9 protein-coding genes are annotated in these 10,823 nt (G+C 54.9%); 4 read left to right on the top strand and 5 right to left on the bottom strand.

The window, feature by feature from the left end; all coding sequences use genetic code 11:
- The first annotated feature begins 113 nt into the window (after positions 1–113).
- Positions 114–677 (top strand): YceI family protein, encoded by a 564-nt coding sequence (locus ACA071_RS18765; protein ID WP_497640533.1) that lies wholly within the window; start codon positions 114–116, stop codon positions 675–677.
- Between the two features lie 187 nt (positions 678–864).
- A complete protein-coding gene (locus tag ACA071_RS18760; RefSeq protein ID WP_497640532.1) occupies positions 865–1,668 on the top strand; it encodes a hypothetical protein in 804 nt (267 codons plus the stop codon).
- A 38-nt stretch (positions 1,669–1,706) separates the two neighbouring features.
- Here the strand turns inward: ACA071_RS18760 and ACA071_RS18755 are convergent, their stop codons facing one another.
- Positions 1,707–2,450, bottom strand: coding sequence for a hypothetical protein (locus ACA071_RS18755; protein ID WP_497640531.1), 744 nt, complete (start codon positions 2,448–2,450; stop codon positions 1,707–1,709).
- A gap of 358 nt (positions 2,451–2,808) precedes the next feature.
- Between ACA071_RS18755 and ACA071_RS18750 the strand changes: the two genes are divergently transcribed.
- Complete coding sequence (locus tag ACA071_RS18750) at positions 2,809–3,681, top strand: helix-turn-helix domain-containing protein (RefSeq protein ID WP_497640530.1); 873 nt, start codon at positions 2,809–2,811, stop codon at positions 3,679–3,681.
- Between the two features lie 166 nt (positions 3,682–3,847).
- A complete protein-coding gene (locus tag ACA071_RS18745; RefSeq protein ID WP_497640528.1) occupies positions 3,848–5,119 on the top strand; it encodes a YbiU family protein in 1,272 nt (423 codons plus the stop codon).
- A gap of 174 nt (positions 5,120–5,293) precedes the next feature.
- Here ACA071_RS18745 and ACA071_RS18740 read toward each other — a convergent pair whose 3' ends face one another.
- The 4 genes from ACA071_RS18740 to ACA071_RS18725 all read right to left on the bottom strand — a co-directional run bounded on the left by ACA071_RS18740 (position 5,294) and on the right by ACA071_RS18725 (position 10,687).
- Positions 5,294–6,211 (bottom strand): hypothetical protein, encoded by a 918-nt coding sequence (locus ACA071_RS18740; protein WP_497640527.1) that lies wholly within the window; start codon positions 6,209–6,211, stop codon positions 5,294–5,296.
- A 47-nt stretch (positions 6,212–6,258) separates the two neighbouring features.
- Positions 6,259–8,322, bottom strand: coding sequence for a S8 family serine peptidase (locus ACA071_RS18735; RefSeq protein WP_497640526.1), 2,064 nt, complete (start codon positions 8,320–8,322; stop codon positions 6,259–6,261).
- Positions 8,315–9,136: a trypsin-like serine protease gene (locus tag ACA071_RS18730; RefSeq protein WP_497640525.1), complete on the bottom strand. Its 822-nt coding sequence runs from the start codon at positions 9,134–9,136 to the stop codon at positions 8,315–8,317. Before ACA071_RS18730 ends, ACA071_RS18735 begins: the two co-directional genes overlap by 8 nt.
- Positions 9,137–9,592: 456 nt before the next feature.
- A complete protein-coding gene (locus tag ACA071_RS18725) occupies positions 9,593–10,687 on the bottom strand; it encodes a Gfo/Idh/MocA family protein (protein ID WP_497640524.1) in 1,095 nt (364 codons plus the stop codon).
- Positions 10,688–10,823 lie beyond the last annotated feature (136 nt).

Below are 10,823 nucleotides of genomic sequence, written 5' to 3'. Positions count from 1 at the left end.
CGGAAAGGGCTACACCGCAGTGGAACAAAGCTCCATTCTTTGCTTTATTCCTCCTATCGCTGGCCAACGTACATGGCACCTCTGCCATGGGCGGCCTCTGATCGGAGAAACTCATGCGCTTTCGGTTCCTGCGTTTCGCCGCAATTGCTGCCACCATGGTGTTCGCCGCCAGTGCCCAAGCCGTTCAGTATCACGAGGTCAACACCGACGCCAGCCAGATCAGTTTCACCTTCAGCCAGTTTGGCTCGCGGGTCTACGGCACGTTCGGCAAGTTTGATGGCAGCCTCGACTTCGACACGCAAAACCCTGAAGCCGCCCACGCCACGCTCCGTATCGAATTGGCCAGCATCGACGCCGGCAGTAGCGACGCGAACACCGAATTGCAAAAAGCGCCGTGGTTCGACACGGAACATTACCCGGTGGGCACTTTTCAATCGACCAGCGTCAAGGCCCTCGGCGATAACCGCTACCTGTTCACCGGCGACCTGACGCTCAAGACCCTCACCCGTAAGGTGCAGGTACAAGTCGAATTGAAGCCGGAAAGCGGCATCGGTGTGTTTGTCGGCGAGTTTGCGCTCAACCGTGGCGACTTTGAGATCGGCGCGGGGGAGTGGGCTGACGGTGTGGTTTCCAAAGACATCAACATCCGCTTTCGCATCGTGGCGCCGGAGCAGTGATGGCGGTGCAACCGGGCATCAAAAGATCGCAGGCTTCGGTAGGAGCTGCCGAAGGCTGCGATCTGTTGATCTTTTGATCTTCTGACCCACCGAACATCAAGGTGCCACTACACAATCTCCCGCAACTGCTAAGCTTCGCCCGTGCAACGCCCGAGTTGAACGCAACAATCTGCATGGAGGCAGACTGATGGTGATCAAACGCATTGCCGATACACGTGTGCACACGGTTACCGAGCCGTTCGGTCGCGACGAAGTAGAACGGGTGCTGGCGCTGCTGCTGGCCAGTCCATTGTTTGCCAAGTCCCGGCGGATGGGCGGCCTGCTGCGGTTTCTGGTTGAACACGACCTGCAATTCTCGAACATCCCCCTCACCGAGCACGCCATTGGCATCGCCGTGTTTCGCCGGGATCCGGCGGTCTATTCCACGGGCGACGATCCGGTGGTGCGGGTGCAGGTGGGGCGCTTGCGGCGCAAACTCGCCAGTTATTACGCGACCCTCGGCCAACACGACCTGATGCGCCTGAGCTTGCCGGCTGGCAATTATCGCCTGGCGTACGAACGGCTCAGGCCGAAAGTCGCCAGCGAGCATCATCCGGTGCTGCAACTCCAGCCGTTTACCTGCATCACTCATGATGGCGACGACTTTACCCGCGGCTTGTGCGAAGAGTTGAGTTGCCGGCTGTTCGATTCCTTCGAACATTCCCAGACCCATGCCAACCATGTGCTGATGAAAGTGCCGCGCAGCAGCGTTAAAACGCCGGTGCCGGGACGGGTGGGGCGCGGCTGCTATTCACTGGAGGGCAGCGTGCGGGTGGAGTCGGCCCGGGTCCGGGCGTCGGTGCGCCTGATCGATGTCGCCCAAGGGAGGATTCGCTGGTCGGCACAATTTGATCGCAATCGACCCTATAGCATCGCGACCCAGGAAGATCTGGCCGAGTCGATCTGCCGTTCACTGACGGGCTATTTCGACCGGGGCAGTGACGATGGCTGAGAGAAGGGGCAACCGCGAGGTTGCCCCCGATGTCGCCGTTACACGACAGTCCAGGAACCACCCGAGTAGAGACGGGTCGCGTTGTTATCGAAGGTGAGGTCGACCTCGATAGCCTGGGAGCGCGAGGTGCTGAACATAGTGCTGGTCTGCACATTCTGTTCGAACCAGACAAGAATGGTCTCGACAGGCGTCAGCACAGTTTGTCCGGTGACCACTTGATTAATGGCCACGTAGATCGGGGTGGCGACCTGCTTGCCGTCGATGCCCGTGGACAACTGGCTGACGCCGGGGTGAATCGCACCGTATTGATTGACCAGCGTGATGGAGGTGTCGGGCCCACCGGTGGTCGCGTTGCCCAGCAAGCCAGACGAGTCAAGAATCGACTGTTGGCCCAGGCCGATGGTGACGAGGTTGGTCGAAACATCCACCTGAACGTTGGCCTGGAACGAGTTGGACCCGAACAACTGGTATTGAGGCGTCCAACTGAAGGTGTTGTTGCTCAGGTAACTGACGTAGGACTGCCAGACCACGTTGTAGTCTTCGGTACCGACCTTCTTGGCAAAGCACAGCTTGTAGCCTGACTGCTTGAGCGTGGTCAGGTCCGCGGAAGCGATCTGAATCTTGACCGATTTCTGGGTAGCGGCCAGGGTCGACGTCAGCACTTTGCTGTAGTCGGTGGTTTTCAGGGCCGTTGAACTTGAGGCGCCGAGAATCGATTTGACGGCCGCTTGAACGTCGTCGTGCAGTGCTTGTTGGGTGCTTGCAGCGCTTGACTTACTCATGGTGTCCCTCTGTTCTGTCTTGGTTGTGTTTAGGCAATCAATGGGCAGCGGGCGTCGAATCCGACCAGCAATCAGGCAGCACCCGTGACAGGTCTTCCATGCCTCCACTGACGGGAGGCGGGCGATGCCGATGATGTGTCACAACCCTGTAAGCACATTGACGGCTTCACATTAGGCGCGGCGGGCAGGGGGGGCGAAGTGTCTTGGCGTTACATTCGTGACGCTGGTTCAGGTGGGGGCGGTCGGTCAGGTAACAGGTTGGGTAACGGGGTTGTATCAAGGCACTGCGGGTTTTGTGATGAGGTGAGTGATACGATTCTGGCGTTTGCACTCAGGCGTGGAGCAGGAACGTATTGCCATGAAGCCAAGCTTCGAGAAAATCCCTACGCCCGCCGATGCGTCGTGGTCGATGCTGAATCGGCGGTTGCCCGACGACATTCCGTTTGAATGGCACCATCACCCGGAATACGAACTGACCCTGACCCTCAACAGTCGTGGCCACCGTTATGTGAGCAGTGACGTGCGGCTTTACGACGACGGCGACCTGCTGCTGTTGGGGCCGAATGTGCCACACAGTTGGTGTTCCGCCGAACGCATTGACCCGGACCAGCCCCATGTGGCGCTGGTGATCTGGTTTTCCCAGGCCTGGGCGCAATCGTTGGTGAGCCTGTTTCCAGAAATGGGATCAGTGCAAACGTTGCTGGCCGCCGCCCGGTGCGCGTTGCACTTCAGCGACGAAGCTTCAACCGAGTTGCGACCCGTCATCGAAGCGATGGTGGAGCAGCAAGGGCCGGAGCGATTGGTTTCTCTGCTGCACGTGCTGACCCGATTGACTCGGGATACGGCTGCCCAGCGAATCCTCCCCACGGAACCGGCCGAATCCGCCGTCGCGATGGCTGAGGACGCACGCCTGCAACGGGTGCTCGAGCATATCCATGCGCACTACGTCGAGCCTCTGAGTATTCCCGACTTGGCGCACATTGCGTGCATCAGTGTGTCGGCGTTTCATCGCATGTTCCGCCGTCATACCCATTGCACGGCGCTGGACTACATCGCCCGGTTACGCATCGGACGGGCGTGTGCGCTGTTGCTGCGAGGCAATACGCCTGTTGCGCTGATTGCCGAGACGGTGGGTTATTCGTCGCTGGCGCTGTTCAACCGACAATTCAAGGCCCAGAAAGGCCTGGCCCCGAGCGATTTCCGCAAGCGCCATGGCCATCATTTTCGCTAAGGAACGGCACACCCTCACCGTAGGAGCTGGCGAAGCCTGCGGAGGATTGGGTGCGCCCGGTGTACGCCACAATCGTATCGGTTTACGCGGCAAAACCGACTGAGCCGAGCGCGGCGCGGGTGTTTAAGTGCAGGTGGCTTTTAACAACCCTCTGCAGGTCGCGACCATGAGCAACGATCACACCTTTGAAAGCGCTGTGCTGCCAGAACACTACCGAGACAACATCGTGCGGATGAAGCGCACCTTGCGTGCGCAAATCGGCGATGTGGACGCCTTGTTTGCCGAAGTAAGCGCGTTTATCGAAGCAGAAATCATCTCGATCAAGGACCAGCAAACGCGGCTCGGCAGTGCCTGGCCGACCCTGGATTACCAGGCCATCGCCGCAGGCACAGTGACCACCGAGCAATTGTCGATGATCCGCCGCCGTGGCTGTCTGGTGATAAAAGGGCACTTTCCTACAGAACAAGTTGCGCAATGGGACAAAGGCTTGCTCGATTACCTCGATGACAATGCCTTCGATGCCACGTACCGAGGCCCGATGGACCAGTTCTTCGGCAACCTTGAAGGCTCGCGCCCGGAGATCTTTCCGATCTATTGGTCGCGCTCGCAGATGCAGGTGCGCCAGCACGAACGCATGGCCACCGCGCAATCGTTTCTCAATCGACTGTGGAAAACCCACTCCCACGGCCAGCAATGGTTCGATCCCGATGTGAATGCGCTGTACCCCGACAGGGTCCGCCGTCGCCCGCCGGGCACCACGTCCAAAGGGCTTGGTCCGCACACCGACTCCGGGGCGCTGGAGCGCTGGTTGCACCCGGCCTACCTGAAGGTTTTCGACAAAATCTATCGAAATGACTTCAAATCCTATGACCCTTGGGATGCGGCCTATCGCACCGAGGTCGACGAATACGCCTACCAGGACACGGTGAAATGTTCGGCCTTCCGTACCTTCCAGGGCTGGACCGCGCTGTGTGATATGAAGGCTGATCAAGGCGTGCTGCACACGTTGCCCATCCCCAAAGCGATGGCTTATCTGTTGCTGCGGCCACTGCTCGACGATGTGCCGGAAGATGAACTGTGCGGCGTCATGCCCGGCAAAGTGCTGCCGGTTTCGAAGCAGTGGCACCCGTTGCTGGTCGAGGGACTGAGCCCGATCCCGGATGTCGAGGCGGGCGATTCGGTCTGGTGGCATTGCGACGTGATCCACAGCGTCGCGCCAGTGGAAAATCAGCAGGGCTGGGGCAACGTGATGTATGTGCCTGCAGCGCCGATGTGTCCCAAGAATCGGCGTTATGCCGAGGCGGTGTTCAACGCTTTTACTGCGGGTACTTCGCCGGGTGATTTTCCGCAGGAGGATTATGAAACGGGTTGGAAGGCCAGGTTTGGGATTGGGGCACTGAATGGGATCGGAAGATCGGGATTGGGGCTTGAGCGATAAGAGGATCTGCACATTTCCAGTCAGTGGTGGTTTGGCAATACTCTGTAGAACGGTTGTCACCGTCATTCGCCTCCGGACCGGGTCCAGCACTGCCTGGCGAATGATTCAATCTAAACGAAGCAATGACAGAGTGCGTAAGATCAAGGCCGCTCGAAAAGCCCAAAAGCTCAAGTTCTATTTTTTTGCGTCTGCTGCCGCTCGTGCGTCTTTTCCATCTTTCGAAGCCTTGGCAATTGTTTGTGCGGCCCCCATGAAGGCATCGACGTAACCCATTGCATCGGGGTTGGATGATGCCTCGGCCGCCGCAGTTGCACCGCAAGATGCTCCGGCGGTGATCGTCCCCTTTTCTGGAAACGCCAATGCTTGAACGAACTTGGAATCGGCTACTGTTAGCGTCGACTCCGCGATTTTTTCCCTTTTAGAATTGCTGGTGAAATACAACTGCACATCAACCTGTCGGCAAGCTGAGTATAGGAAGGCTCCTGATTTATAGACGGTATCGGAGGTCACAGGGAATACAAATTTATCCAACGGGAGAGCACCAATGGTGAGTGTTATCTCGTATTTTGGTGATTCGGATGGGGTAAAAGTTCGGGTGCATAATTTTGGGGGATTATCGCATGCATCCAATAAAGGCTGGACGGCCACGCCGTCCGGCAATTTATCGGCGGAGAAGTTAGTAGCCGAAACAAAAAAACCTATCGCTTTGGCTATCAGTCCCGCACCTTTTTCGATATAGGTGACCCGCTTGTCAGTCGTGGTGACAGCAATACTTTTGAGGAGTGTGGTGTCACCACGGTAGGCGGGCACCACGACTGTTTCTACTCCCCAGTTTTCCATGACCGAGGTTCCTGCAATATAAAATATCTTGCCACTCGCCTCGGGAACGGGCACCGAAACTATATCAACACCTTCGATGGCTCCTAGTGAACTTTTTTTCAGATTGAACTTAATGACTGACTCGGAAAGGCTAAACTTTGCGAGGCCCTTTTCGTCAGATTTTTGAATCTGGCCGTATTTGACAAGCGGTGATGAACAACCACTAAATATTATCAAGGCGCCAAGCAAGGTCGACGTCGAAAACTTATTCATGATAGCTCCTTTGTTTTGTGATGTTGTCAAACGGTGGTGCATTAAAGTTAATCGAATCGAAAGTGCCTGGGTACAAAGTCCACTACATCTTCCCATTCGATGGTTCTGGTTTCCCCTGCCACTATAAAAGTAAAGGTTTTATTGCTGGGCGTGCAGTCTTCAGGTGCTTGTTTTATATAACCGTCAGACCCTTTTCTCAGTGCATGTAAACCGTCTGCTTTCACGTCTGAGTTACGATACAGTTTGCCCAGCGCACTAATGTCAACTGTGCCTGACTTACAGGTCATTGACGTAGGAGGATCCATGGGGAGTCGACCCGTTACAAGTTGGCCTGGGGAAGATTTCAACTCTAGTGTATCGTGATAGACATTCAAGGCTTTCATGATATTGAGTTTGCCACCCCACGCCACTTGCTTTTGCAATTCAGCCGAGCGATCAAGACTGGCAACAATCCTTGCCTTGATTCGCCGTGCTTGCTCGATACCTTCAAAGCGTAATAGTCCTGCTACATTTGAAACACTCGGGGCCGCTTCGGAAGTGCCACTGAACGCTTTTATATCACCCGAAGTGCCGTTGGATTGGACCCGGCATCCTGGAGCGGCCAAGTCGACGTTTTGTGGCCCGTATGAAGAAAAAGGGGCGAGTTTTCCATTCTGTTGATGCGCAGCGACAATAATGAAGCGATCCGGCGCCAAGCTGTCCGTATTGATGCCGCCGTAACTGTATGGGAAAACATCACTGATGGAGTCAGTGTCGCGCGGGGTGTTTCCAGCTGCAGCAACCACTAAAAGATTCTTTTGTTTTTTTATGATGTCAGCCAAACCAATTATTTGTACGGTGGACGTAAAACTTATATTCAGTACGTTGGCGTTTTCCTCAGCGGCATAAGTAGCGGCATTGATAATTCCACCTGAAGGCGTGGTGACGGAGTACTCAATGCCTTGACCCGAACGTGACGCAACGGGTTTGATATCAAGCATTGCCGCGATCAAGAGCTTGATGCGATTGGAGAAAAATCTTACTTCGTCTTTGGATAGGTTTATACCGCCACGGGCGATCCCCGCGATGTGTGTTCCATGGCCGTATCGGTTGTATTGCTTCCATTCCGCAGGTTCATACTGCGTGTTGTATACGTTAACTCCATAGTTACGAGGCGGTCCTTCATTGTAACCAGGGTATTTTGTACGGAAGGTCGCCTTTGGAAAAGCCGGGCTATCGAACCCGGATAAACCTGTGTCTGCGATTACAATGATTGCCGTGTTGCTCGGGACGGTCTCACCTGCCTCTATGGCCTTGTTTCTGTCCCGATCGTTGGCTTCAAGTAGTTTAATCAATTCACTTCGTTGAACGGGGATGGTTGCCTCGCTTTCCGCACACTGAAATTTGGAGCTTACATTGGTTTCTGCGGCGGCCACCAAATCTTCTGGAAACTCTACAATGCCGGTGCGCTCGGAGCTTGGTGAGTCCTTTTGTAAACTGTTTGTCAGCTGGTCTTTTAGTTTTTCCAAATCGTCCGCTGAATGGGTATTAGCCAAATAGCTAGCGGGAATCGGGACGTTAGGTAACGTAAGGGTTTGTTCCGGTTGGAGGATGCAACGATCAAACGCCGCTGGCGAGGCTCCTGATAATGAAGAAAGGTCTGGCGTACCACAGTTTATTTTCTTTTCGTTTGCTTTTACTATTTTTGCGAGTGTATCGCTTCCCGCCGATCCATAGTATTGGTTGGCAATAATGGCTAAATTGTCACCTTTCTCAATCAACACCTTTTTTTCCGGTGCGACTATAAAACAGGCAGGAAGGGAGACGACGGTGTCTTCACTAAGTTTATCCAGCGTGAGCCCAGGGTTCGCCCGTTGAAGAAGTGGTAAATAGTCCGAGTTAACAGCGCCACATCGAGTACGGACTAAATCTATCGGATTTTCCCCTTTTAGCATTTGCACAGGAGTCGGCTTGGCAATTTCTGCAAGAATTTTTATCGATTCAACCGAGTTCAACCTCGCCGGCGCGACCGTAATGGTGGGTAAACTCATCTGAAAAGAATAGGTGTACTGGCTGTGCAGTGAGGCACAGATCAAGGGAAACCAAAAAGTTCTTAAGAGTGAGTTATTCATGGCGGCACCTTTTGGCAGCAGGCGTGATACCGCAGATTACCCAACCTTCATCATTGAGTCCCTGAAAAAAGGACTCTATGTTAGTAGGTAATAGCGACAGAAGCGACGTTGCACCGTCGGCTAGCATTCGAGAGTTCAAACCAATCAGTATTCGCTGAGCTACATCATCTTCGGACGCCAGAAAGGCAGGCCCCCCACTATCCCCGAAACAAACCGATGCTTCTCCGTTAACAACACCAAGGTTTCCACCCGCTGTATTACGGAACGTGGCAGTGCCGATCGAGAAAGTTTGCTCGTCTTGATTACTGAATTGGCGGCAGCCGTACCCTGTTAGCAGTACTTTCATTTCCGGTTTAAGCCGGTCGGGTTGCTGGTTCAGTGTTTCATAAGGGCCTGAACTGATGTCGGCTGCCAAGCCGCATAGTGCATAGTCGGCGGTAATATCACTGGGATATGACGTGGGAACTTTACACAAGGCTGTTACTTCATCTTTGCCTGGTCGCTGAAGCATAATTTTTTTATCGGAAGGTATGCAATGTGCGGCGGTCATGATCGTGCGCGGGCCGACGGCGAATGCGGTACACCATCGACCATTCTTTTGGGAGAGATAAATTGATCGCCATTTGGACGGATCAGCGGGTATTACACCGTTGATGATTTGTCCTTGAGCGTCGTCCGAGCCCAGCCAGACCTGGAAGTCTGATGCTGGACCTTCTGTGGAAACTTCGGCTATCGCGTGACTGAAAATGAAAAAAAGCAGTAGCGTTGTCAGTCCTTTCTTGTGCCACGAAAAAGGTTGCGTCAAGACGTTCATCAGCTTCCCTGTCCTCGAAACATCTTTATAAAACCCTAGTGCTCAACCGTGCATCAGAGGGGATCTACGGCCTGTTTGCGCACGCTGTTAAGTGAGCGTTACAGATAATTAATTGGTTGGGTTAAAGCGCTCGACTTGTACAGTGTCACTAAAGATCATGCGTGAGACTTGTCAAGTTTTGCCTGGAAATTTAGTTTCGACGGGCAACGCTGAAAGGCTCAGTAGTTAGCTATCTAAGTTGTTCTATAAGAGTAGAAATATTTCTGACAATTTTTGGAGTTGCAGGTGTGTCCCATGCATGGGGTTTCGAGATAAAAGTCTTTGAGGATTATGCAGTTACTTTAAATTGTATATGTCATTCAATTCAGTCCGTTTTGTTACGCCCTGAATTGAATGAGTTGTTGTTTTATTCTTTTACAGACTGCGCCGTGTTCTCCAGCGTAGCGCCGATCAACGTCACTCCAAAAGGCGACTGCTGTCCTTCTTTGCCACATCCAACAACCGATGCATCCGCAACGCATCCTCAAACGTTGCCGCCGCATGCGTGCCATCCGCCAGATCCTGCGCAAACACGTGATACAACTCCGCCAGTTCCAACACCGCCGACGGCAATCCCGATTCAGGCAAGCGCTGATAACTGTCCGGCACCGGCAGGCTTTGCAACGGCAGGTCATCGCCGTGGGCACCCTCGATCACATAGTCATCGCCCACGCCGCCGAAGGCTGAGCGGTTGGTGATTTTCAGGTCGCCCTGATCGCCGGTAATGTCGATCTGCACACCGGAACCGTTGCGCTTGCCGCCCTCGATATGAATTGAAACCACCGCGCCATTTTCCAGCAGGCCACTGAGCACCAGTTGATCCGGCGCGGTGCTGTCCAGCACTTCGCCGGTTTCGACGATGGTGATTTTCGGGAACTGGCTGACCATCAACCCCGACACACTCAGCGGCCAACCGGTGGCGGTGAACAGCATGTCGAGAAAGTGCCCGGCGTAGATCGCGATGACGCTGGAGAAGTTTTCCTCGGGGGCGGTCCAGCGCAGAGAGTTGGAGCGCAGCGCCTGAAGGTAATGGGTGCTGACGTGCAGGCGTACCGAGCGCAATTGGCCGACATAACCTTGTTGCAACAGGTCTTGCAGGTAGCGGTTGTGCGGTGCGTGGCGGCGTTGCAAGCCAACAATGTGGCGCACGCCGGCGTCCTTCGCCAGATGCACCAATTGTTCGGAGGCTGCGGTGGTCGTGGTCAGCGGCCATTCGCAGTAGACGTCTTTGCCGGCGGCGATGGCGGCGCGCACGGTTTGTTCGTGCTGGGGCGCGGTGTTGAGCACCACCACCAGGTCGACGTCGGGGTTAGTGACCAATGCATCGAGCGAATCGGCGACTTGCGCAATGTCGTATTCGCTGGCCGCCGCTTCGGCGCGTTCGCGGTGTTCGCTGTACACCGCTTGCACGCGGTATTGCGGCAGCAGGGCGAGCACGCGCAAATGGCCGTGGCGGGCCCAGGTGCCGACGCCGACGATGCCGACGCGAATGGGGGAGCTTGAAGTAGTCATGGGTGTGGCCTCGTAAGGTGGATGGCAGACGAGGCAAAGTCTAGGGAGCGTTGGCTTCGGGAAAAACAGCCTGGAGGGCCGGACACTTTGGACAGATACGGCGCTAATGCGCGGGCCAGAGCGCCGGATTGTGGAT

The organism is Pseudomonas sp. LBUM1646, from assembly GCF_059716165.1.
Note: the sequence above shows the minus strand (reverse complement) of the source record. Positions and strands in the feature narration are given on the sequence as shown.